The organism is Paraclostridium sordellii, from assembly GCF_000953675.1.
Lineage (GTDB): Bacteria > Bacillota > Clostridia > Peptostreptococcales > Peptostreptococcaceae > Paraclostridium > Paraclostridium sordellii.
Window position 1 is genome coordinate 1201341 of the sequence record NZ_LN679998.1, and the last position, 24857, is coordinate 1226197.

Consider the following 24857-nt stretch of genomic DNA (forward strand, 5'->3'; position numbering starts at 1 on the left):
GTAAGTTTATATAATTGTAAATTTTGATAGGAGGTGATCTTATAGAGTATGAAGTAATTGTTAGATATAATGGAGATATATTAGCACTTACAACAGAATTAGGTGTATCTGTAGAACTACTTGGTTACAATTATGCTATAATAACATCTCAAAATGTTGAAAACATTGATATGCTACTTAATTATCCTCAAATAGAATATGTAGAAAAACCATTTATATTAAATACACAAGATATACAAAGTTTTTCAAGAACAGGAATAACTAGGTTTAAAAGTACAAATAGATTAACTGGAAAAGGGACTATAATAGGTATAATAGATTCAGGAATAGATTATACCTTAGAAGAGTTTAGAGATAGTCAAGGAAATTCAAAAATACTATATTACTGGGATCAATCGATAAATGGAAATCCACCAGAAGGATTTAAAGATGGAACATTATATACAAATGAAGACATAAACAAAGCTATAAAAAATGAAATTAACATTCCTATATCTCCAACAAGTACTCATGGAACTCATGTAACTGGAATAGCATGCCAAATTGCAAGTGATGCCAATATAATCTTTGTAAGGGTAGGAAGTACAGTTACTGATGTTTTTTCAAAAAGTACTGAATTTATGAGAGCAATTAAATTTATATTAGATAAAGCTTTAGAATTAAAGATGCCAGTAGCTATAAATATCAGTTATGGAAGTAATGAAGGGTCACATAGAGGGTTATCGTTATTTGAACAATATATTGATGATATGTGTTCATTTTGGAAGAATAATATTATCGTGGCAGCAGGTAACAATGCAGATAAAGATGGACATAAAAATATAAAATTAGGTGATAATGAGGTTGAAGTTGAGTTTGTAGTTGGGGAGAATGAAAAAATATTAAATGTAAATATATGGCCAGACTTTGTTGATGATTTTAGTGTTCATATAGTAAACCCATCAAATGTAAAAAGTCAGGAGATATCGTTGACCTCTGGAGAAATTAGAAATGTACTTGGTAGTACTAGGGTAAGAGGATATTTTTATCCAATATCGCCATTTTCTCTTGTAAGAAGAATTACAATTCAGTTAAGCTCAAATATTAATATTAACTCAGGAATATGGAAATTAGTTTTTACTCCTATCAAAATAGTAATGGGAAATGTAAATATATATTTACCTACTTCTGAAGGAATAAGTAAAGATACAAGATTTTTAGCATCAAGTAAAAATCTTACTGTGACAGTTCCTGGAACAGCGAGTAAAGTTATAACTGTTGGAAGTTTTAATTCTAGAACTGATACAGTATCTATATTTTCAGGGGAAGGAGATATAGAAGAAAATGTCTTTAAGCCGGATTTATTAGCTCCAGGCGAAGATATACTATCAGTTCTCCCAGGAGGAAGTGTAGGAGCGCTTACTGGAACCAGTATGGCAACTCCTCATGTTACGGGAGTAGTAGCTCTTTTAATGGAATGGGGAATAGTAAATAGAAATGATTTATTTTTTTACTCTCAAAAAATAAGAGCATTTTTAATAAAAGAAGCAAGGCGAAACCCTTTATATACTTATCCAAATAATTCTATGGGTTTTGGAATATTAGATATGTCAAATGTAAATTTAGTAGATATATCTCAAGTTAACCAAGGATATGATTTGCTTTATAGAAAAAAAGTAAAAAAAAAAGTAAAAAATACTAGACTTGCTATACCTGAAGACTTAGTAATTAAATACCAAATAAGTCATAGCCCAAATTTCAAAGAAGAACTTGCTGCAAACAATTTAAATTATCAGTTTTATCCAATAAGTTACGATACTGGAATACTAATCCTTCCTGTAAGTGATAAAACAAAATTTAACAAATTAGCATCAATTAAATCTATAAAAAAGATTGATTTGAGTATTGTTATGAATCAATTGGGAGTAATAAATAGAGGAGTAGAAAATGGTGTTGTGGCTAGAGAAGAAATAGGAGCAAATTTTTTACAAAATAACTCCAATGTTCCAATAACAGGAAGAGGGGTTTTAATAGCTATTATAGACTCAGGTATAGATTACTTACATGAAGATTTTATATACCCAGACAAAACTTCTAAAATTGTTTTTTTATGGGACCAAACAAAAGATGGTAAGCCTCCAAATGGGTATGAAATTGGAACTGAATATACTAGAGAAGACATAAATAAAGCTATAGGAAGTAATGATTCTACTTTATCAAAGGATGAAGAAGGAAATGGGACTATGCTAAGTGGAATATGTTCAGGGCTTGGCAATATAAATAAAGAATACTTAGGGGTAGCACCTGAATCAGAACTTATAATTGTTAAATTAAAAAAAATAGATGGAAACTACAATTCTACTTTGGTAGAGGCAGGTGTTAGATATGCAGTTGAAAAAGCAGTTGATATGAATATGCCTATAGTAATAAATTTTTCATTAGGAAGTAATAGTTTAACAGGTGCTACACAAAGTATAATATATGAACAACCACTATTTACAAGAGGTCTAGCTTTAGTTGCAGCAGCGGGTAATGAAGGAAATACTCAAACTCATTCAACAGGAAAAGTTGAATTTACAGGAGCACAAAAAGATATAGAATTGGAAATTTTAGAAAATGAAAAATTATTAGAAATAAATATTTGGGTAAGTAGGCCAGATAAAGTTAGTGTTGCTGTAGTTTCACCTAGTGGGGAAGAAAGTAAGTTTATTAAGGTTTCTAATTACAACGAAATATCGGGATTATTTGATTTAGAAGCTACATGGTATGTAATAACATATATATATCCTACCTCTTACTCTGGGCAACAGCAAGTAAATATAATGTTAAGAAATGCAAGTAAAGGAATTTGGAAAATTAGATTAAAAGGAGAATATATAACTAATGGAATTTTTAATGCGTATTTACCAAATAAAGCATTAATTAATTCTGGGACTAAATTTAGAGATTCAACTCCATCACAAACTATAAACTATCCAGCAACATATAATTATGTAATTTCAGCAGGAGCATACAATATAATTGATAGAAGTATATGGCCTCCTTCATCAAGAGGACCTACTATAACTGGATTGCTAAAACCTGATATAGTTGCCCCTGGAGTAAATATTATATCGACATATCCAGGAAATACTTATGCAACAATTACTGGAACAGCTCCAGCAGCAGCTCATGTTTCAGGAGCAATAGCTTTATACTTTCAATACACATTAGGAGATAAATATTATCCTCAAAAAGCATTTGCAACTATGGTTAGGACTTTTATAGAAGCTGGAGCAAATAGAAATCAGGATATAAGCTATCCAAATGAAAGTTATGGTTATGGATTTTTAGATATGAGAGGCGCTTTTAATCAATTAAAATAATTAAAGAGGGGGAATTTTGTTTTGGAAAAATCCTACCTTATAATTTATCAAGGAAAGATAGAGGATGTAGAAAAGGATTTAAAAAGCAATGGAATAGAGAGATACGTAATAATAAATAATCAGCTATTGGCTATATATGTTCCAATTAATTTTAGAGAAGAAATTTTAACTACTATAGAGACAGTAGCTTGGTGGCAAAGGTCAATGCCAATGAGCTCATTAATTGAAGTTACAAATAATATGACTACTGGAGTTAGTATAACAGATTCTGCAGGTACCGATTATATATATAAAAATCCATATATAACAACAACTGGAAAAGAAGTTTTAATAGCTATTATAGATTCAGGTATAGATTATCTACATCCTGACTTTATAAATGAAAATAATACTAGTAAGATTGTATCTATATGGGATCAAGAAAGCAATAAAAAGCAACCTCCTAAAGGATTTATATTTGGAAGTGAGTTTACACGTGAAGATATAAATACAGCTATAATGGAAAATGACAAAACTTTAAGTGTAGATAATATAGGTACAGGAACTATTGCAGCAGGTATTTCATCTGGTAATGGACGGTTAAACTCTCAATATAAAGGAGTAGCAGTTGATAGCGAGTTAGTAGTTGTTAAGCTAAGAGAATATAAAGATACCTATACTGAAGGAAGAATAAATTATCAAAAATCTGATTTTTTATCTGCCATAAGTTACGTTTTAGATGTAGCTAAAAGAGAAGATAAATTTTTAATAATAAATTTTACTATAGGTTTAGCTGCAAAATCAATAATAGAACTTACATTACTAGAAACATTTAGAGAAATTAATGAAGCAGGTGTAATATTTATAAGTGGTGCTGGAAATGAAGGTAACACAGATATACATTATGAAGGAAATTTTTCAGTTAATAATGGATTCCAAGATATAATAATACAAGTAGGACAACAAAAAAATTTAGATATTACATTAACAAATATTGGACCGGATAAAATAGGAGCATCGATTATATCACCATCAGGAGAATTAAGCTATCAAATTATGTATTCTCCTGATTATTATGTTTATAGGGGAAAGTTTAATTTAGAAGATACAGATTATGAAATGAGACTTATTTACCCTTGGTTAGAATCAGCTCATCAAGAATTAACTATAAATTTATTTAACATAAAGCCAGGGATATGGACTCTAAGGTTAATACCTGAATTTATACTAAATGGATCTTATGATGTATATTTACCTAATAAAAATTTAATATCAAGTCAAACTAGATTTTCTGACCCGGCATCTACATCGACAATAACCATGTATGCTGCTACAGAAAAGGTAATAACAATAGGCGCTTATAATGACAAAACTGACAGTATATGGATTGGATCATCAAAAGGACCAGTAAAACAAAAAGGAATAAAGCCAGATATTGTAGCTCCTGGAATTGATATCATATCTCCATATATAGATGGTGAGTATAATACATCTACAGGTACGGGTGTTAGTTCATCTATTGTTAGTGGAGTAATAGCTTTAATTGTTCAATATATAAGAGAACAAAATGCATTTTATAAAGAAGTTTTGTATACACAACAACTAAAGACTTATTTAATGCTTGGAGCAACTAAAAAAGATATATATGAATACCCTAATATATCTCAAGGATATGGAATTTTAAATCTAAAAGATACTATTATTGCTATTGCAAATAACTTTGAATAATATGAATTTTATCAAGCATAATGTAAAAACTAATACTAAAGAAAAGAGGTGATTAGTTTGAATAATAAAAGTAAAGCATTAAGTGGAGAAAATAATAAAAGGCTGAAAGCCCACAGACCAATTACGAATGAGGCTACTGCAGCTTGGGCAGGAACAGAACATTTAAAAAAAGAAAGTAAAGTATCAATACCTCCTTTAACTAATGTAGAGGAAGCTAAAGATTGGGTAGATAATGGAAGTAGATTATAATAAAAGTAGTATGCTTTTTATAAAAGCATACTACTTTTATTTATTCACTTGGAATAAGGATATATTCTCCTGATTTTAATTTATAATCATCAGATATAACATTAGAATTTTCCTTATACACAACCTTTCTAAAATTTTCTATATTATCAATATCTTTATTATAGATTTTAATTATATCATCTAGTGTTTCCCCAGATTCAACAAAGTGTTTTACAAAAGTTCTATTTTTCATAACCTTAGTATAAGATTTTTTATAAGGAAGTTCAGTGAGCTGATTAAAAACAGGATAATTTTCAGATAAATAATCAACAGACTTATCTAAACAAGTTATATAATTATATACACCGGCTTTTAAAACCTGAGGTATGGACTTAGCTTCATCTACACTTGGAGCAATAAAAAATAATATTAATAAAAAAATTAAAACATATTTCAAATTCAACACCTCCTATATAATGATTATTGATAAATAAAATTTTATTAAACATGTATTAGTAAAAATAAAAAAATAAAACGTTGACTTCAAAAATATATGTTGGTATAATCTTATTAAATAATGGAAATAGTAAAAAAATAAAGACAATGAAGAGAAGAGTAAGTATAAAATGTAGTCACAGCGAATTGAGGGTGGTGAAAGCTCAATACGAAGTTTGTACTGAAGAACATCTCGGAGTCTCTAACCGAAATAATTTTAGAGTAGGCTTAGACGGGAGGTCCCGTTACAGACCATTAAGCAAAGCTTAGCTAAGTGGCCTTTTAGGCAATTAGGGTGGTACCGCGAGAGTAATAGTCTTTCGTCCCTTTTAGGGATGAAGGGCTTTTTTTATATTTAAAATTAAAATAATAGGAGGATACAAAATGCAAAGAGAATTTATTGAAATTAAACAACTTTATAGAAACAAAGAAGAATATATCGGAAAAACTGTAAAAGTAGCTGGATGGATAAGAACATCTAGATCATCTAAGAACTTTGGATTTATAGAATTAAATGATGGAAGTTTCTTTAAAAATATGCAAATAGTAATATCTGAAGATAAATTAGAAAATTTCAAAGAAATAACTAAACTTCCAATAAGTTCATCAATATTAGTAGAAGGGGAATTAGTATCTACAGAAGGTGCTAAACAACCGGTAGAAATACAAGCAACTAAAATTGAAGTAGAAGGGGAGTCAGATAGTTCATATCCACTTCAAAAGAAAAGACATACTTTAGAGTACTTAAGAACTATAGCTCATTTAAGACCAAGAAGTAATACTTTCTCTGCAGTATTTAGAGTAAGAAGTTTAGCTGCATATGCTATACATAAATTCTTCCAAGAGAGAAACTTTGTATATGCACATTCACCAATCATAACAGGAAGTGACTGTGAAGGTGCAGGAGAAATGTTTAGACTAACAACTATGGATTTAAATAACATACCTAAAACTGAAGAAGGTGCAATAGATTACTCTAAAGACTTCTTTGGTAAAGAGGCTAACTTAACAGTTAGTGGACAATTAAATGCTGAGATAATGGCTCTTGCATTTAGAAATGTTTATACATTTGGACCTACGTTTAGAGCTGAAAACTCATTTACACAAAGACATGCATCAGAGTTTTGGATGATAGAACCTGAAATAGTATTTGCAGACTTAGAAGACAACATGGAACTAGCAGAAGACATGATAAAATATGTAATAAGTTATGTTATGGAAAATGCTCCAGAAGAAATGGAGTTCTTCAATAGTTTTGTAGATAAAGGATTAATGGATAGATTAAACAATGTTGTAAATTCTGAATTTACAAGAATAACTTACACTAAAGCTGTTGAAATGTTACAAGAGTCAGGACATGATTTTGAATACCCAGTACAATGGGGAGATGACCTTCAAACAGAACATGAAAGATATTTAACAGAGCAAGTATTCAAAGCACCAGTATTTGTTACTGATTATCCAAAGGATATAAAAGCGTTCTATATGAGAATGAATGAAGATGGAAAAACAGTAAGAGCTATGGATCTTTTAGTTCCAGGTGTTGGAGAAATCGTTGGTGGATCTCAAAGAGAAGAAAGACACGATGTATTGTTAGAGAGAATAAAAGAAATGAATCTTAACGAAGAGGATTATTGGTGGTATTTAGAACTTAGAAAGTTCGGAACAGCTACTCACTCAGGATTTGGATTAGGATTTGAAAGAATCATAATGTATATGACTGGTATGGCAAATATAAGAGACGTAATACCATTCCCAAGAACTCCAAAAAATGCAGAATTCTAGTATTTAATATATAAAATAAACGAGAGAAATCTCGTTTATTTTTTTAAGGAATAAAAACTATATAAAAACAAATGATTATAAATTATTTATAATAACGCAAAAAATTTATTATAAAAAATAAACACATAAAGTATTTTTTAATAAAATATACTATAGATTTCATATAGTAGACATTAAAACCTTATTAGAATATAATAGTAATAAGATTTAAAGTGATGGTTAATCAGGAGGTAGAGAAATGTCAGATGATAGAATAATAGATTTTAATGAATTAAAAAATAAAGTCAAAGATTCAGACGTAGATAAATTTGAACAATATATATATAGCTTATACAATTCAGTAATGTCAGGTAATTTAAGCATGGTTGAATTTTCTAAAAAAATAATGGATTATATGAAAGAAAATAATATATCACAAGAAAAGTTTTTAAATATACAAAAGAAATTTATGGAAAGATATGGAATGGATTCTGCAGAAATAGATACTCAATTAAAAAATTTTGGAATAGATCCTGAAAATATTAATTTTGAAGACATTAATAATTCTAATTTTGAAGACATAAAAAAAAGTATAGGATTTTATGAAAAATACAGCGAACAAATAAAACCAAAGGCATCTGTAGAAGCGTATATCAAAAATGATCATAACGATATTAAAATAATAATGGATCAAGAAAATGTAGTCTTAATAAGTAAAGGAAAGATAAATTTAATAGATGCTCAGTTAAATGAATTTTTATTATCATATAAAAAAGTATTAAACAAGACTATAAATATAACTATGTGTGAAAATACAACTAGTTATGAGTATTAAAAAGAGATAGGATTTTTCCTATCTCTTTTTTAGTGCTCTGAAAGATCACTTTCGCCAAACTTCTTGTTAAATACACTATAAACTTTATTTATAGGCTTTTTAAGTGGAAGGGCAAATATTAATGATATAACTATATATAGACATAATACTAATAAATCTTTGTTTACAACAGGTGAATAAACTCCACCAATAGATTCTCTTAAAAGAGATATTCCATAAGTGAATGGTAAATATGGATTTACAGTTTGGAAAAACTCTGGTGTAACTTCTATAGGGAAAGTACCTCCAGAACCAGCAACTTGTATTACTAAAAGTATTATTCCTACAGCTTTACCCATATTTCCAAATACAGATACAAGAGAGTATACTATACAAGTAAATACAATACTTGTAAAAATTGAACCTAATACAAGTAATGGCGGATTTACTGCATTAACTCCAAGTATGTATATATCACCTACACTTACTATTAGTGCTTGTATAATAGCGATAGTAAGGAATGTAAGCCCTCTACCAAAGTATACTTCATAAGACTTATAATCTCCATGAACTTCTGCTGATAAAAGAGACGATAATAAAAGTAAACCAACCCATAAAGATAAAACTGTATAAAATGGTGTCATTGCAGAACCATAGTTTGCTATGTGGTATAATTTATTCTCTTTAATTGTAACAGGTTCTTTTAAGAAATTCTTATGTGATACTATATCATTTTTTAATAAATTTACAAGATCTTTTAAATCATCTTCATTATTTACTTTCTTTATAGCATCTGTAAGTTCATTTACTATTTTTTCAGCTTTTGGTAACTGCTCTTTAGCATAAGAAATACCTTCTGAGCCTTTAGCTGATAATTTAGAAGTTGTATTTAATATATCCTCAACTTGAGGTAATTTAGCTTCAGCATTTTCTAATGTTTTTATTACATCATCACTTACTGAATATCCTTTTTCAAAGATATTATTTATAGGTGTAGATATTGAAGAATCAAAGTTATTATAAATTGAAGAAGTTATTGATTTTATATCATTTCCTATTTTTAAAACAGAATCCAATGCATTAGATGCAGGAGCTTGACCTCCTTGAATTTGGTTTTTAACAGAGTCTAAGGCACTTAGACCTTGAGATATCTTTGAATCTACATCTTTTAATCTATTAATAGTATCTGTTAAAGGATGATTAGGAGTAAGATTATTTAACTTACCTAAAAACTCTATTACAGATTTATTTATGTTTGATAGATTATTTAACTTACCAGATAATCTTTCGGCTATTGCCAAAGCATCATCTGAATGATTATTTAATGCACTAGATAATGAGTTTGCAGTATCAGTAATAGAACTAGCAACATCGTTCATTAAAGATATATCATTTTTTATAACTGGAGTAATTCCGTTTATACTACTTTGAGAACTTTTCAAGAACTCTTTAACATCTGAAGATAAACTCTTAGACTTAGTAATAGTTTCTTTTATAAGAGGAATATCCTTTTGTAAATCTTTAACTAAATTTTGTGCTTTGTTAATTCCATTAGATGCTAAATCTACAGTTTCTTCTACATCATCAAATTTACTTTGTATTTGAACTAAAGAATTTTCTATTTCTGATAATTTGGGAATTTGACCTTCAAGTTCTATACCTAATTCATTAGAAGCTTCAAATAAAACTTGGCTAACTGTTTCAACCACAGTTTGATTTATTTGAAGTTGTATTGTAGATGCACCTTTATCTGTAATTTTAGGAGCGATAGCATTTATTTTTTCATTTACTGTGTAAATTAACTCTCCTTTTTTAACATCTGAAGTAATAAGAGAAGTTAAATCTTTTGAAAAATTGCTAGGTATTTCTATTGAGGCATAATATTTACCATCTTTAACACCTTTTAATGCAGTTTGCTTATTTACAAATTTCCAACCTAAAGAATCATTTTCTTTTAAAGTTTTAACTAACTCATCACCTATGTTTATATGCTCATCTTTAATCATAGTCCCCTTATCATTATTTACTATAGCTACTGATATATTACTAGTATTTCCATAGGGATCCCAAGAAGCTTTTATATTAAACCATGCATATAAAGATGGTAATATACAAAGTGCACCTACAACTATAAGTATTGCATAGTTAGTAAATATATCTTTGATATCCTTTTTAAATATATTAAATATATTTTTCAATAAAATTTTCACCTCCAAAAGTAAGATTTCTAACGAATTTAAATTATAATGTTTTTACTCTGAAAAGTCAATAAAAAATTAAAAAATTTTATACAATATAATTTAAAATATATAGTAATTATAACCAAAAGGTATTTAATATATAAGAAATAAAAAGATGGCACTATGGCCATCTATATGAATTTATTTTAATATAAATTTAGCTAATAAGACTATTATAGGTAAGGAAATCATAGTTCTTACTAGAAATACTAAAAATAAGTCCTTTAAATTAAGTGGTATGTCAGACTTAAGTATAACAGCTCCTGTTTCTGTTAAGTAAAGGAGTTGAGTTATAGATAAAGCACCTATTATAAACTTAGTTAAAATATCAAAAGTATCCCCTGATACCATTATAGAAGGTAAAAACATATCTGCAAATCCGACTAAAACAGCAGGAGCGGCTTCTATAGCATTAGGAACCTGTAACAGCTTTAGTACAAATACTATAGGGAATGAAATCCAATTAAAGAATGGTGTAAACTCCGCAACCATAAGAGCTAAAGTCCCCCAGGCCATAACTAATGGAAGTAATGCTAAGTACATATCTATTACAGTTTTAAATCCATTTTTTAATATTGTATTTAAAGATGGAGCATTTTCTGCTCTACATAAAGCTTTACCTAATGCAAATTCAAATAAATTTTCTCCATCAGGGATAATATCTTCTTTAAGGTGGTCAACATCATTATAAGTTTTATCCTTAATATGTGCTAAAGGATATACACGAGGCATTATTATTGCACAAGCAAGTGATGCAACGCAAACTGTACCATAAAAAGGAACAAATAAATTCATTAAACCTAACTGGTCAGCTATTACAGTTGAGAAAGGTAATGAAACTAAAGAGAAGCAAACTGATATTATACAAGCTTCTCTTGCTGTATAAAATCCTTGTTTATATTGTGTATTAGTTATCATTATACCTAGAGTTCCATCTCCCAACCAAGATGATATTGCATCAACAGCAGAACGACCTGGAACTTTAAATATCTTATACATAAATTTAGAGATTAAAGTACCTACAAAATCCATAAGTCCAAAATCAACAACTAAAGGTAATAAAAATCCAGAAACAAGAAATATTGCTAATAAGCTAGGTAAAACACCTAAAATTGTTTGACCAGTAACCTCAGATCTAATAAAAGTAGGACCAAAGTTTAAAACAGTCATAGAGATAAATATTGCACCTAATATTCTAAAAACTAACCAAAATAAAGGTACGTCTAAAACACTTTTTAAAAATTCATTTTTTATATTTATAAACTTACTTAAAATAGATAAAATAGCTGAAGTCACAATTACTACAAGAGCTATATGATTTAAATAATTAGCAAAAGAAATTTTCAAAATTTCTGCTAAAAAGCCAATTCCTATATTTATTGATGATATACCTTCAACTGGAATAAATTTACCATAAGGTAAAGGAATAACAAATAGAAGCAATCCTATTAAAGAAGGAATTAAAAATTTAAAAAAACTACTTGATTTATTTTGAATAAAATTAATATCTTTTTCCATAAAACAATATCTCCTTTAAATGAAATTAAAATAATTTATATAAATGCATTTATATTTTAAAATTAAAAAAGTCCCTTGGCTAAAAGCCAAGAGACGAAAAATTTCCGCGGTACCACTCTGGTTGATAGAATTAAATTTTAATCCTATCCACTTAATCTCTTAAGGCGAGAAAACCTATAGTCATACTTAGTTTCAAACTATATTCTCCAAAGCTCTCTTCACTTAAATTTCAATGCTAAGCTTCCACCATCCTTAGCTCTCTATAAAATTCATTTAAGTTACTCTCTTTTTCACTGAATTTAAAATATTTAATTTACTTTATGGTAATAAAAAAAATCAATATTGTCAATAAAAATTAAAAAATAATTTCAAAATTTAAAAAATTAAAGAAGAATGAATTTTAAAAATTTACTTAGCATATTATATATAGTAATTATCATACATTGGGGGAGGATTAATTTGAGTAATATTGAAAATATAAATGGGACTGTATATATTAATGAAATACAAAAACTAAAAGAAACTGAGTATTATTTAAGAAAAAAGAGAAGTGAAGAACATAAGAAAAATTTAGATTTAAATAATTTTAAATATCAAACTATTACAAGTGATTTAGGTTATAAAATTGATATCCCACTGCATTTTGAAAAAAAAGAAACTGTAAATGATAAATGCTTTGACACTATATTTTTAGAAAAAGACAAAGAATATAATTTATATAATATAAAAACTCAAGGATTTTTCATAGAAATTCCAGGAGAATGTGTGAGTTTGATATCTATTGAATCCATTTTAAAACATATGACAAATATAGAAGAAACCATAGATTATGAAAATGAAAATGTAAGTGGGAAACTTGTAAAAACGAAACCTTCAAATGGAATAAAAGATTATATTTTAATTACAAAAGTAGAAAGGGGAATATATGAATTAAAAGTTTCAGTAGATGAATTTTTAAAAGAAGATTATGAAAAGGTAGCTTTAAACATAATTAACAGTTTTAAAAAAATATAAAAAATATGGCACCTTAAAATATAGGTGCCAATTTCTTATATTAATTATTTTTTGATTTTTCAATTTCCTCAGCTAAATTATTTAGATATTCCCATCTTTCATACTTGTATTCTAATTCATTTTCAAGTTTACTTTTTTCATTAAGCATTTCTTGCAATTTTGTGAAATCACTTGAATATTTATCCAGGTTATCATCGATATCTTTTATTTTAGATTCTAATAAAGAAATATCATCATCTATGCTATCAAATTCTCTTTGTTCATTAAAGCTAAACTTAAGTTTTTTATTGTTTTTAGGCTTTTCTTTTTTTACATTTTCCTTAGGCATTTTAACTTCAACAGTATCATCAAAATATTGAGATTCTTTAAATATTAGATAATCACTATAGTTACCTGTATATATATTAATTTTACCTAATCCTTCGTATGCAAATATTTTATTACAAATTCTATCTAAAAAATATCTATCATGAGAAACACATATTACAACACCTGGGAACTCATCTAAGTAATCTTCTAATCTATTTAGAGTTTCTATATCTAGATCATTTGTAGGTTCATCTAAAAGGAGTACATTAGGTGCGCTCATTAAAGTTCTAAGTAGATGAAGTCTACGACGTTCACCACCAGATAACTTTCTAATTTGTGTGTACTGCATAGTTCCATCAAATAAAAATCTTTCACACAACTGAGATGCTGTTATTTTTTGACCATCATAAGTTTCAATATGATCACTCACTTCTTTGATATAATCAATTGAACGCATATCAAGATCCATATGAGAGTCATCTTGAGAGAAACAACCTATTTTTACAGTTTCACCAATTTCTACATGTCCACTATCTGGACTTAACTTACCATTAATTATATTTATTAGAGTAGATTTACCCATTCCATTTTTACCAATTATACCGATTCTATCTGTTCTAGTAACCGCATACTCTAAATCATCTATAACTTTTTTATCATTGAATGATTTTGATATACTGTATATTTCTATAATTTTTTTACCTAGTCTGCTAGATGCAGTAGTAATTTCTAAGTTTTCTTTAGAAGCATCAGTTTTATTATTTACAAGTTCATCAAATCTTTGAAGCCTAGCTTTTTGTTTTGTAGTACGGGCACGAGCTCCACGTCTTACCCAAGCTAGTTCAGTTTTTATTAAATTTTGTCTTTTTTGTTCCATACTAGATTCTAATTCAAGTCTTTCCATTTTCTTTTCAAGAAATATTGAATAATTTCCTTCATAACTAAATAATTTACCTTTATCTAGTTCTATTATTCTATTAGTAACTCTATCTAAGAAATATCTATCGTGAGTTATCATAAGAAGTGATAAATTCTTATTATTTAAATATTCCTCTAACCAGTCAATTGTATCATTGTCTAAATGGTTTGTAGGCTCATCAAGAATTAAAAGCTCACAGGGAGTTATAAGTGCAGATGCAAGAGAAATTCTTTTTCTTTGCCCTCCTGATAATTCACCTACTTTTTGTGAGAAGTTTGTAACTCCGAGCTTTGTTAAAACTGATTTTGCTTCACTTTCTAAGTCCCAAAGATTAAGTGCATCTATTTTTTCTTGAAGTTTTAATAATTCGCTATTTAAGTTTTCTTCATAGTTTAAACTCAATCTATCTAATGTATTTTGATAGTCACGAAGGATTTTCATTTCATTAGATGTTCCTTTAAACACTTGTTCTAAAACAGTTGCATTTTCATCATAATAAGGATTTTGAGGAAGATATTCTATCCTTACTTTATTAGGTTTAGTTATAGTACCGCCATCGGGTTCTTCAACACCTGCAATTATTTTAAGTAGAGTAGATTTACCAGTTCCATTAACACCGATAAGTCCTATTTTTTCACCTTCATTTATTCCTAATGATATATTATTAACTAGTACTTTTTCTGAGTAACTTTTTGTTATATTTTCTAATGATATTAAATTCATGTTACCACCCTTACTATTATTTTAATTTACCTAAATTATTATAACAGTTTTAATAGTAACTTTGTAATTATTTATCAAATAAAAACAAGATGTAACTTTAAAAGAAACATCTTATTTTTTTATGATTTTTTTAACTTTTTTTCTTTTTATGTAAGTTCTATCAAATGTATCTATGATTTCTGTATCTATGTTGTTTTTATTTTTTTCAAGTTTTGATTTACATAAGATTCTAATTTCAGATGCTAAAGAAAGCTCTTCTCCCAAAGCAATTAAAAATGAGCCTAGTATACCTAAATCTTCATCATCCTCTATTTCCTGAGAAAGAAGTGAAGCAAAAATTGCAACTAAAACCATATATTGATTTGCTAATGCATTACAATTATCAAGGCATTGTGTTTTTCTAGACATAAAACCTCCTTATAAATATATAATTATAATATGAGTATAAATTATAAAAGTGACTAATAAATTTATTTAACAAAATTAAGGTTAATATAGAATAAGACGGATAAATATATAATATATTTGATTATAAATAAACATAATATTAAAATATAAATAAGTCTTAAAACATACATTTTGAAAAGTGGTGATATAAATGAAAAAAATTAAGTTTATATATAATCCAAACTCTGGTGATAAAAAAATAGTTTATAAACTAGATAATATAATTTCTAAGTTCCAAAATAACGGATATACTGTAGTTCCATATAGACTATCAAAAGAAAGTAATATAGAAAATGGGCTAGAGGATATAAATGAAGATTATGAATATATTTTAATTGCTGGAGGAGATGGTAGCGTAGATAGATTGGTAAATCATATGAAAAAAAATAATATAGATTTACCAATAGCAATACTTCCAACGGGAACGGCAAATGATTTTGCTAATGTACTCAACATACCATTAGATATTGAAGAAGCAATAGATAAAATAATAAAATCAAAACCTAAAGATATTGATTTGGGAATAATAAATGATGATTATTTTGTAAATATAGCAAGTACGGGAATGTTTACTGATGTATCACAAAGAGTAGATGAAAACTGGAAAAATTCTATAGGAAGAGTATCATATATTATAAAGGGATTAGAAGATGCACTTCATCTTAGAAAGTTTAATATTACTGTAAAATCAAAAGAGTTAAAATATGAAGGGGATATGTATCTTATACTAATTTTAAATGGAAGAACTGCAGGTAATATAAGTTTAGCCCATTATGCAATGTTAGATGATGGATATTTAGATGTTATAATTTTTAAAGCTATGCCAATACAAAAAACAATTCCATTATTACTAGATATAATTAAAGGAGCACCTATAGATAAATACAATGAAATTATATATTTTAAGACAGATGAACTATACATAGAATGTGAAGAAAATATAGTAACTGATATAGATGGAGAAAGAGGCCCAGAATTTCCTCTTCATATAAAATGTGATAAACAAGGTGTTCAAATATTAGGAATTAAATAAATAAACTAAAATCCACATTGATAAAAATGTGGATTTTAGTTTATACTTGAAATATTAAAAGGATATTTTATACATAAGGAGAGTTATATGGAAAAGCTATATTACAAAGATCAATATATAAAAGAATTTACTGCAGAAATAGTAGATATAAAAGAAAAAGATTCAAAGTTTTATGTAGAGTTAGATAAAACAGCATTTTTTCCAGGAGGAGGAGGTCAGTTTTGTGATACTGGAAAAATAGATAATCACGATGTTATAGATGTTTGTGAGGAAAATGGAACTATATATCATATAACAACTACAAAACCTATAAAAATACATAAAGTCAAGTGTTTAATAGATTGGGAAAAAAGAGAAGATGGAATGAATCAACATTTTGGACAACATGTACTTTCAGGTTGCTTTTTTAAACTATTTAATGCAAATACTGTAGGTTTTCATTTAGGAAGAGAGTTCAGTACAGTAGATATAAACGGATTTCTTACAGAAGAACAAATAAGAAAAGCTGAAGAATATGCAAATGAGATTATAAAAAATGATATAGAAGTTGAATTTTTAACTCCAGAGAGAAAACAACTTAAAAAATTAGGTCTAAGAAGAGATTTACCTAATACAAATGAACAAATAAGAGTTGTAAAAATAGGTGATTTAGATATAAATGCATGTTGTGGAGTTCATCCAAAATCAACTTTATCTCTTAGAATGATAAAAATTAAAAAATATGAAAAATGTAGAAATGCAACAAGAATAGAATTTTTAGCAGGAAAAAGAGCAGTTGATGATAGCTTAAAAAATGACAGATACTTAATTGAAATTTGCAGATATTTAAGTTCTACTGAAAAAGAAGCTATAAGTGGAATAAAAAGTTTACATAATAAATTAGAAGAAATAATGCATACAAATAAAAAATTAGAAGAAAAAATATCAAAATATCAGATAAAAGAAATGATAGAAGAAGCTGATAAAATAGGAGAAATATCATTAATTAAGAAAATATATGAAAATGAAAATGTAAAATATATTTCAAAAATGGCTTCTAAGCTAGTAGAATTAGATAATGTAGTAGCATTAATAGCATTAAAAAATGATGATAAGTCAAATTTTGTATTTGCATCATCAAAAAATATTAGTAATTTAAATATGAGTGAACTTATAAAAGATGCTATAACTTTAGTAGATGGACGCGGCGGAGGAAGTCAATTTTTAGCACAAGGTGGAGGAAAAGATAATGGCAACATTGAATCCTTGTTAAACTATGCACAAATGAAAATTGAAAGAACTTTAAATAAATAATCTTTAAAAATAATAGAGTAGGAAAATCCTACTCTATTAAAATATTTCTAAGCTTTTGAATATCTAGTAATTTAACATAATCATTAGTGTAGTCAATTAAGTTATCATTTTTCATATTAATAAATTCTCTAGATAAAGAGGGTCTAGGAACACCTAGGTTTTCTGCTAATTTTGTTTTAGTTTTAGGCATTTTTATAAATTTTGTTTTTTGTAAGTCGTACTCATCTAGCAAGAAACTTGTGATTTTTTGTCTAATACTAACAAAAGATACATTTTTTACAGCTTTGTTAAGTTCAATAATCTTATTTGTTATATCATTTAAAAAGGAAACTAAAACATCTTTATTATTAGAGCAAAAATCTATAAAATCATATTTATTTATGAACATAATTTCGCTCTTTGAGTTTGAAATAACAGTAGCCGGATATACATTTACATCAGAAAATGTAATAACTTCTCCAAATAAGTTTCCTCTAGTAAACGATGATATTAAAATAACTTTATCACCAGGTAAAATTCTTTTAATATCTACACCTCCATCAAGAATTAACCCTATAGAAGTACACGAATGACCTTCAAGAGCTATAATATCTTCCTTATCAAATTTTTTTACTATGTATTTAGCACCATTAAATAAATTTAAAATTTCTTGTTTTGTCAAATTTCTAAACATATTTTTCACCTTATAATTTTCTTGTTCTAAACATATTCTATATCAAATCAATAATTCCATTCAATTTAATATGTATTAGATTATATCATATACTTATAAGTAATATCAAAGGTCTCTATAATAATATATTGAAAGCAACAAATTAATATATAAATATTTAATATAAAGACTATAAAATTTTAATATGGAAAATAAATTTTGAAAACTAATGAAAAAAATTTATATTTTATTGCATGAACTATGTACAATCTTACTTAAACTTTTATCTTAAAGTGTATTTATCAATAGATAAAATATCAATAAATATAAAACATGAAATTTGAAATTTAGAAAATTTCAAATTTTTATATTTATCAAAATCATGAAATTAAGGTGGAGTAAAAACGATTGCAAAAAGTATACTATATATGTAATAATTTTAGTGAAGGGACATTTTAAAAGGGTAATTTGAGATTTTAATTTTGTAAATATATAGGGGGATTTCATATGACAAATAACAAAGAGCAAATTCAATCTGGATTTTCAAAGTGGGAAGAAAGTAAAGTGAACAAATCTATTTCAAGGTTTCCAGAAAGAAAAGAAAAATTTGAATTTGACACAGGTCAAGAAATGAAAAGGTTATATACACCATTAGATGTTGAACTTGATTATGAAAATGATTTAGGTTATCCAGGACAATATCCTTTTACAAGAGGTGTTCAGCCTACTATGTATAGAGGAAAATTTTGGACTATGAGGATGTATGCAGGTTTTGCAACAGCTGAAGAGTCAAACAAAAGATATAAATATTTAATAGATCAAGGTTCCATGGGGCTTTCTGTTGCATTTGACCTTCCAACTCAAATGGGATATGACTCGGATGATTCAATAGCAGAAGGAGAAGTAGGTAAGGTTGGAGTTTGTATAGATTCCTTAGCGGATATGGAAATATTATTTGATGGAATACCATTAGATAAAGTATCCACATCAATGACTATAAATGCACCAGCATCTGTACTTTTAGCAATGTATATAGCTGTTGCAGAAAAACAGGGTGTATCACCTGATAAATTAAGAGGGACTATACAAAATGATATATTAAAAGAATACGTAGCAAGAGGAACATACATATTTCCAGTAAAACCATCCATGAGATTAATTACTGATATATTTGAATATTGTTCAAAAGAAGTTCCTAAATGGAACACTATAAGTATATCAGGTTACCATATAAGAGAAGCAGGAGCTAATGCTGTTCAAGAAGTTGCATTTACATTAGCAGATGGAATAGCTTATGTTAATGCTGCAATAGAAGCAGGATTAAATGTTGATGATTTTGCACCAAGACTATCGTTTTTCTTTAATGCGCATAATAACTTACTAGAAGAGGTTTCAAAGTTTAGAGCAGCAAGAAGAATATGGGCAAAAGTTATGAAAGAAAGATTTAAAGCAACTAATCCAAAGTCATGGGCTCTTAAATTCCATACTCAAACAGCAGGTTGTACATTGACAGCTCAACAACCCGAAAATAATATCGTCAGAGTCGCAATTCAAACACTAGCAGCAGTACTTGGAGGTACTCAATCACTACACACAAATTCAAAAGACGAAGCACTAGCACTTCCAACAGAAGATTCAGTAAGAGTAGCACTTAGAACACAACAAATAGTAGCACACGAAAGTGGTGTTGCAGATAGTATAGATCCATTAGCAGGTTCTTATTATGTAGAAAGTTTAACTAATCAAATAGAAGAAGAAGCTATAAGATTAATAGAAAAAATAGATGAATTAGGTGGTGCACCACAAGCTATAGAAAAAGGATTTATACAACAAGAAATAATGGATAGTGCATATAGATATCAAAGAGAAATTGAAGATAAAGATAGAATAATTGTTGGGGTTAATAAATTCCAAATAGAAGAAGAAGCTCCAAAAGGATTATTAAAAGTTGATCCTATGGTTGGAGAAAGACAAAAAGAAAAGATAAATGAGTTAAAATCAATAAGAGATAATGAAAAAGTAAAAACATCTCTTGAAGCTTTAAGAAAAGCTTGTAATTCTAATGAAAATCTAATGCCATATATACTAGATGCAGTTAGAGAATATGCTACATTAGGAGAAGTATGTGGAGTTATGAGAGAAGAATTTGGAGAATATAAACAAACAGTTATGATATAGGAGGATTTTATATGAGACCAATAAGAGTATTAGTTGCTAAACCGGGGTTAGATGGACATGATAGAGGTGCAAAAGTAATAGCTAGAGCATTAAGAGATGCAGGTATGGAGGTTATATATACAGGACTTCGTCAAACTCCAGAACAAATAGTAGCAGCGGCTATACAAGAAGATGTTGATGTTGTTGCAATGAGCATTTTGTCAGGAGCTCATAATCACTTATTACCAAAAGTTGTAGAGTTATTAAAAGAAGAAGAAGCGGAAGATATTTTAGTTATAGGCGGAGGTGTAATACCAGAAGACGATATACCTTATTTAAAAGAAAAAGGGATTGCTGAAATATTTACACCAGGAACTCCAACATCAGTAACTATAGATTTTATAAGAGAAAATCTTAAAAGAGCCTTAGCTTAAAAGGAGATATAATATGAAAGATATAGTGACAAGGGTTCTAGAAGGAAAAAAAAGAGATTGTGCTAGACTTATCACTATTGTAGAAAATGAACAGTTAGGATATGAAGATTACTTAAAAAGTATTTATAAACATACTGGAAGAGCTTATGTTATAGGTATAACAGGTCCTCCAGGTGCTGGAAAATCTACTCTAACTGATAAGTTAGTAAAATTAATTAGAAAGCAAGATAAAAAAGTAGGTATTATAGCTATAGATCCAACAAGTCCATTTACAAAAGGAGCTATTCTTGGAGATAGAATAAGGATGAATGATTTAAATACAGACAAGGGTGTATTTATAAGATCTATGGGCACTAGAGGAAGCTTAGGTGGACTTTCAAATGCAACTCAAGCAGCTATAAAAGTACTTGATGTATATGGATGTGATTACATATTTATAGAAACTGTAGGTGTTGGACAATCAGAAATTGATATTGTTAAAACAGCCGATACAACTTTAATGGTAATGGTACCAGGACTTGGAGATGATATACAAGCTATAAAAGCGGGAGTCATGGAGATTGCAGATGTATTTGCTATAAATAAAGCTGATAAAGATGGAGCTAAGAGAACTTCATTAGAAATTGAAATGATGTTAGACTTTAAAAAAGATTGGGAGTTTAGACCACCGGTAAGTTTAGTTACTGCAGAAAATGGAGATGGAATAGAAAAAGTATATGAAAATATTTTAAAGCATAGAGATTTTTTAATAGATACAAATAAATTAAACTCTAAAAGATTAGAAAGAAATAGAATTGAAGTTAAAGAACTAGTTCAAAGAAAAGTATCAAAACTAGTAAAAGATTTAGAATATACTGATGAAATTGAACAACTATTAGGAAAAACTATAACTAAAGAATCAGATCCATATTCTATAAGCAATATGATTTTTGAAAAGGTTACTAAAATTTAGTTTGTTTTATTAGGGGGAAGTAGAATGAATATATTAAGAGTAGATCATGTAGGTATAGCGGTAAATAATTTAGAAGAAACTTTAAAGTTTTATGAAGATGTTTTAGGTCTTAAATGCGAAGGTACGGAGATTGTTGAAGATCAAAAGGTTAAGGTAGCATTTTTACCTGTAGGAGATACGGAGTTAGAGTTATTAGAATCAACTTGTGAAGATGGACCAATAGCAAAATTCATAGCTAAAAATGGTGGACGTGGAGGAATACAACATGTTGCAGTAAGAGTTGACGATATAGAAAAAGCAATAGAAGAAGTTAAAGAAAAAGGATATAAAATGATAGATGAAAAACCAAGATATGGAGCAGGGAATGCAAAGATAGCCTTTTGTCATCCAAAGGGCACTGATGGAGTATTATTAGAATTAAGTGAGAGAAAATAACTGCTAAATAAAATCTTTGGGGGGTGATTTTATGTCACAAGAAAAATTAAATTTACTTTATGAAAAAAGACGTAAAGTAGAAGAAGGCGGCGGACAAAAAAGAATCGATAAACAACATACATCAGGAAAATTAACAGCAAGAGAAAGATTAAACAAATTATTTGATGAAAACACTTTTGTAGAGTTAGATGCTTTTGTAAAACACAGATGTACAAACTTTGGAATGGAAAAACAAGATATACCCGGTGAAGGTGTAGTTACAGGATATGGAAAAGTTGATGGAAGATTAGTATGTGCATTTGCTCAGGATTTTACTGTGTTAGGAGGATCACTTGGAGAAATGCATGCTAAAAAAATAGGCAAAGTTATGGATATGGCATTAAAACTAGGCACACCTGTTATAGGTCTTAACGATTCTGGAGGAGCAAGAATTCAAGAAGCTGTAGATGCTTTGGCTGGATATGGAGAAATTTTTTATAAAAATACAATTGCATCAGGAGTAGTTCCACAAATATCAGCCATAATGGGACCTTGTGCAGGGGGAGCTGTATACTCTCCAGCACTTACAGATTTTATATATATGGTAGATCAAACTAGTCAAATGTTTATAACTGGACCTCAAGTTATAAAAACTGTAACAGGAGAAGAAGTTACATCAGAAGAATTAGGTGGAGCTTCAACTCACAATACAACCTCAGGAGTAGCTCATTTTATAGCTTTAAATGATGAAGATTGTATAGTACAGATAAGAAAATTATTATCATTTTTACCATCAAATAATTCTGAAAAAGCACCAATACTAGATTGTGAAGATGACCCAAATAGAAAAAATGAAACTTTAAATAGTATAATTCCAGAGGCTTCAAACAAGCCATATGACATGAAAGAAATAATATATGAAATAGTAGATAATAGTGATTTTTATGAAGTACAACCATTTTTTGCTCAAAATATTATAACAGGTTTTGCTAGAATAAATGGGGAAAGCATAGGAATAATTGCAAATCAACCTAAAGTAATGGGTGGATCATTAGATATAAATGCTTCAGATAAATCATCTAGATTCATAAGAACTTGCGATGCTTTTAATATACCTATACTTAGTTTAGTTGATGTTCCAGGATTCTTACCAGGTACTTCTCAAGAATATGGAGGGATTATAAGACATGGAGCTAAAATGCTTTATGCATATAGCGAAGCAACTGTACCTAAGATAACGTTGATAACAAGAAAAGCATATGGAGGTTCTTACCTTGCTATGTGTTCAAAAGACTTAGGGGCAGATATGGTATTAGCATGGCCAACTGCAGAAGTAGCAGTTATGGGACCAAGTGGTGCAGCTAATATAATATTTAAAAACGACATAAAAAATGCTAAAGATCCTAAAAAGATGAGAGAGTTAAAGATAAAAGAGTATACAGATGAATTTGCAACTCCATATAAAGCAGCTGAAAGAGGATATATAGATGATGTGATAGAGCCATCATTATCTAGAATAAGAATAGCAGACGCAATAGATACATTAGCATCAAAGCGTGATGATAGACCACCTAAAAAGCATGGAAATATACCTTTATAGGAAGGTGAATAAATATGAATATTAGCCAATTACTAGAAGCATTAAAAGACCCTTCATCAGTACTTTCAACAGGGGAAAAGTTATTAGGAGGAATTAGTGTAGCGCTACTTTCTATGGGAGTTGTTTTTATAATTTTAGTTATTATAGCATTAATAATAACTATACTTCAAAAAGATAGAAGTAGTAAAACTAAATTAGCTATAGTAAAAAATGAAGATGATGAAAATAAATCAAATGAGGATGATTTTAAAGAGCTAGTAGCAGTAATAACTGCTTCTATAGCAGCATCAACTGGAAACTCTACTAATAATATAATCGTTAGAAAAATTCAAAGAAGTAATAACAATAAATCAAGTTGGGAGAGAATGTCACAAAATACTATCAAGTAAGTAAAACAGGGGGTAATTTACTATGATAAAAAAATATAATATAACTGTTAATGGAAATACATATGAAGTAGAAGTGGAAGAATTAGGATCAGAAGTACAAAATCAAAGACCTAAAGCTACACAACAATCACCACAGCCAAAACCTCAAGTAGCTCAAAAACCAAAACAAAATAATCAAGGATTAAATAATTCAGGTGGAAATGTTTGTGCACCTATGCCAGGAACTATAAATGATGTACGTGTAAAAACTGGAGATAGTGTAAAAAAAGGTCAAGTATTACTTATACTTGAAGCTATGAAAATGGAAAATGAAATAATATCAAACTCTGATGGTACAGTTAAATCTGTTAACGTATCAAAAGGAGCATCAGTAAGTGCAGGAGATCTTTTAATAACTATAGGTTAAATTAG

The 24857-nt window shown here is 28.3% G+C and carries 21 protein-coding genes and 2 other annotated features; of the genes, 15 read left to right on the forward strand and 6 right to left on the reverse strand.

Annotation, left to right across the window (positions count from 1 at the left end; all coding sequences use genetic code 11):
- Nucleotides 1-23 precede the first annotated feature (23 nt).
- Genes cspBA through ATCC9714_RS05830 form a run of 3 tightly spaced genes read left to right on the forward strand, consistent with a single transcriptional unit; the run spans nucleotide 24 to nucleotide 5300 of the window.
- Nucleotides 24-3344 (forward strand): bifunctional germination protease/germinant receptor pseudoprotease CspBA, encoded by a 3321-nt coding sequence (gene cspBA, locus ATCC9714_RS17695; RefSeq protein ID WP_261291302.1) that lies wholly within the window; start codon nucleotides 24-26, stop codon nucleotides 3342-3344.
- A gap of 21 nt (nucleotides 3345-3365) precedes the next feature.
- Entirely contained in the window at nucleotides 3366-5051 is a 1686-nt protein-coding gene (cspC, locus tag ATCC9714_RS05825) for a bile acid germinant receptor pseudoprotease CspC (protein ID WP_057544719.1), read from the forward strand.
- Between the two features lie 57 nt (nucleotides 5052-5108).
- Nucleotides 5109-5300 carry a CDIF630_02480 family spore surface protein gene (locus ATCC9714_RS05830; protein ID WP_021123880.1) on the forward strand — a complete coding sequence of 64 codons (192 nt, stop codon included), beginning with the start codon at nucleotides 5109-5111 and terminating at the stop codon, nucleotides 5298-5300.
- Between the two features lie 40 nt (nucleotides 5301-5340).
- On the opposite strand, the gene ATCC9714_RS05835 is transcribed toward ATCC9714_RS05830, so the two are convergent.
- Nucleotides 5341-5736 carry a hypothetical protein gene (locus ATCC9714_RS05835; protein WP_057544720.1) on the reverse strand — a complete coding sequence of 132 codons (396 nt, stop codon included), beginning with the start codon at nucleotides 5734-5736 and terminating at the stop codon, nucleotides 5341-5343.
- A 137-nt stretch (nucleotides 5737-5873) separates the two neighbouring features.
- Nucleotides 5874-6105: a binding site (T-box leader), on the forward strand.
- A 53-nt stretch (nucleotides 6106-6158) separates the two neighbouring features.
- Between ATCC9714_RS05835 and asnS the strand changes: the two genes are divergently transcribed.
- Together asnS and ATCC9714_RS05845 are read left to right on the forward strand one after the other, a co-directional pair.
- Nucleotides 6159-7559, forward strand: coding sequence for an asparagine--tRNA ligase (asnS, locus tag ATCC9714_RS05840; protein WP_055329159.1), 1401 nt, complete (start codon nucleotides 6159-6161; stop codon nucleotides 7557-7559).
- A gap of 238 nt (nucleotides 7560-7797) precedes the next feature.
- The gene (locus ATCC9714_RS05845; RefSeq protein ID WP_021128387.1) at nucleotides 7798-8373 is read left to right on the forward strand and encodes a DUF3867 domain-containing protein; all 576 of its coding nucleotides are present in this window, start codon (nucleotides 7798-7800) and stop codon (nucleotides 8371-8373) included.
- Between the two features lie 29 nt (nucleotides 8374-8402).
- Here ATCC9714_RS05845 and ATCC9714_RS05850 read toward each other — a convergent pair whose 3' ends face one another.
- Both ATCC9714_RS05850 and ATCC9714_RS05855 read right to left on the reverse strand, forming a co-directional pair.
- Nucleotides 8403-10550 carry a YhgE/Pip domain-containing protein gene (locus ATCC9714_RS05850; protein ID WP_054630289.1) on the reverse strand — a complete coding sequence of 716 codons (2148 nt, stop codon included), beginning with the start codon at nucleotides 10548-10550 and terminating at the stop codon, nucleotides 8403-8405.
- 183 nt (nucleotides 10551-10733) lie between these two features.
- Nucleotides 10734-12110, reverse strand: coding sequence for a YjiH family protein (locus ATCC9714_RS05855; protein ID WP_057544721.1), 1377 nt, complete (start codon nucleotides 12108-12110; stop codon nucleotides 10734-10736).
- 86 nt (nucleotides 12111-12196) lie between these two features.
- Nucleotides 12197-12413: a binding site (T-box leader), on the reverse strand.
- Nucleotides 12414-12569: 156 nt separating this feature from the next.
- Here ATCC9714_RS05855 and ATCC9714_RS05860 point away from each other — a divergent pair.
- Nucleotides 12570-13124: a hypothetical protein gene (locus ATCC9714_RS05860; RefSeq protein WP_054630291.1), complete on the forward strand. Its 555-nt coding sequence runs from the start codon at nucleotides 12570-12572 to the stop codon at nucleotides 13122-13124.
- 40 nt (nucleotides 13125-13164) lie between these two features.
- On the opposite strand, the gene ATCC9714_RS05865 is transcribed toward ATCC9714_RS05860, so the two are convergent.
- Both ATCC9714_RS05865 and ATCC9714_RS05870 read right to left on the reverse strand, forming a co-directional pair.
- Nucleotides 13165-15075 (reverse strand): ABC-F family ATP-binding cassette domain-containing protein, encoded by a 1911-nt coding sequence (locus ATCC9714_RS05865; RefSeq protein WP_057544722.1) that lies wholly within the window; start codon nucleotides 15073-15075, stop codon nucleotides 13165-13167.
- A gap of 111 nt (nucleotides 15076-15186) precedes the next feature.
- Entirely contained in the window at nucleotides 15187-15483 is a 297-nt protein-coding gene (locus ATCC9714_RS05870) for a hypothetical protein (RefSeq protein ID WP_021128382.1), read from the reverse strand.
- A gap of 190 nt (nucleotides 15484-15673) precedes the next feature.
- Between ATCC9714_RS05870 and ATCC9714_RS05875 the strand changes: the two genes are divergently transcribed.
- Both ATCC9714_RS05875 and ATCC9714_RS05880 read left to right on the forward strand, forming a co-directional pair.
- Nucleotides 15674-16555, forward strand: a complete 882-nt coding sequence (locus ATCC9714_RS05875) for a YegS/Rv2252/BmrU family lipid kinase (RefSeq protein WP_057544723.1) — start codon at nucleotides 15674-15676, stop codon at nucleotides 16553-16555.
- Nucleotides 16556-16642: 87 nt separating this feature from the next.
- The gene (locus ATCC9714_RS05880; protein ID WP_057544724.1) at nucleotides 16643-17848 is read left to right on the forward strand and encodes an alanyl-tRNA editing protein; all 1206 of its coding nucleotides are present in this window, start codon (nucleotides 16643-16645) and stop codon (nucleotides 17846-17848) included.
- A 28-nt stretch (nucleotides 17849-17876) separates the two neighbouring features.
- Here ATCC9714_RS05880 and ATCC9714_RS05885 read toward each other — a convergent pair whose 3' ends face one another.
- Nucleotides 17877-18521, reverse strand: coding sequence for a Crp/Fnr family transcriptional regulator (locus ATCC9714_RS05885; protein WP_021123902.1), 645 nt, complete (start codon nucleotides 18519-18521; stop codon nucleotides 17877-17879).
- 486 nt (nucleotides 18522-19007) lie between these two features.
- Between ATCC9714_RS05885 and ATCC9714_RS05890 the strand changes: the two genes are divergently transcribed.
- Genes ATCC9714_RS05890 through ATCC9714_RS05920 form a run of 7 tightly spaced genes read left to right on the forward strand, consistent with a single transcriptional unit; the run spans nucleotide 19008 to nucleotide 24852 of the window.
- Entirely contained in the window at nucleotides 19008-20678 is a 1671-nt protein-coding gene (locus tag ATCC9714_RS05890) for an acyl-CoA mutase large subunit family protein (RefSeq protein WP_057538131.1), read from the forward strand.
- 11 nt (nucleotides 20679-20689) lie between these two features.
- On the forward strand, nucleotides 20690-21091 hold the full coding sequence (locus ATCC9714_RS05895) for a cobalamin B12-binding domain-containing protein (RefSeq protein ID WP_021128377.1): 402 nt from the start codon (nucleotides 20690-20692) through the stop codon (nucleotides 21089-21091).
- Between the two features lie 13 nt (nucleotides 21092-21104).
- A complete protein-coding gene (gene meaB / locus ATCC9714_RS05900; protein ID WP_057544725.1) occupies nucleotides 21105-22043 on the forward strand; it encodes a methylmalonyl Co-A mutase-associated GTPase MeaB in 939 nt (312 codons plus the stop codon).
- A gap of 24 nt (nucleotides 22044-22067) precedes the next feature.
- Complete coding sequence (gene mce, locus ATCC9714_RS05905) at nucleotides 22068-22478, forward strand: methylmalonyl-CoA epimerase (protein ID WP_021123907.1); 411 nt, start codon at nucleotides 22068-22070, stop codon at nucleotides 22476-22478.
- 31 nt (nucleotides 22479-22509) lie between these two features.
- On the forward strand, nucleotides 22510-24057 hold the full coding sequence (mmdA, locus tag ATCC9714_RS05910; protein WP_057544726.1) for a methylmalonyl-CoA decarboxylase subunit alpha: 1548 nt from the start codon (nucleotides 22510-22512) through the stop codon (nucleotides 24055-24057).
- Nucleotides 24058-24071: 14 nt separating this feature from the next.
- A complete protein-coding gene (locus ATCC9714_RS05915; protein ID WP_021123910.1) occupies nucleotides 24072-24446 on the forward strand; it encodes an OadG family protein in 375 nt (124 codons plus the stop codon).
- 22 nt (nucleotides 24447-24468) lie between these two features.
- The gene (locus tag ATCC9714_RS05920) at nucleotides 24469-24852 is read left to right on the forward strand and encodes a biotin/lipoyl-containing protein (RefSeq protein WP_021123911.1); all 384 of its coding nucleotides are present in this window, start codon (nucleotides 24469-24471) and stop codon (nucleotides 24850-24852) included.
- Nucleotides 24853-24857: the final 5 nt, after the last annotated feature.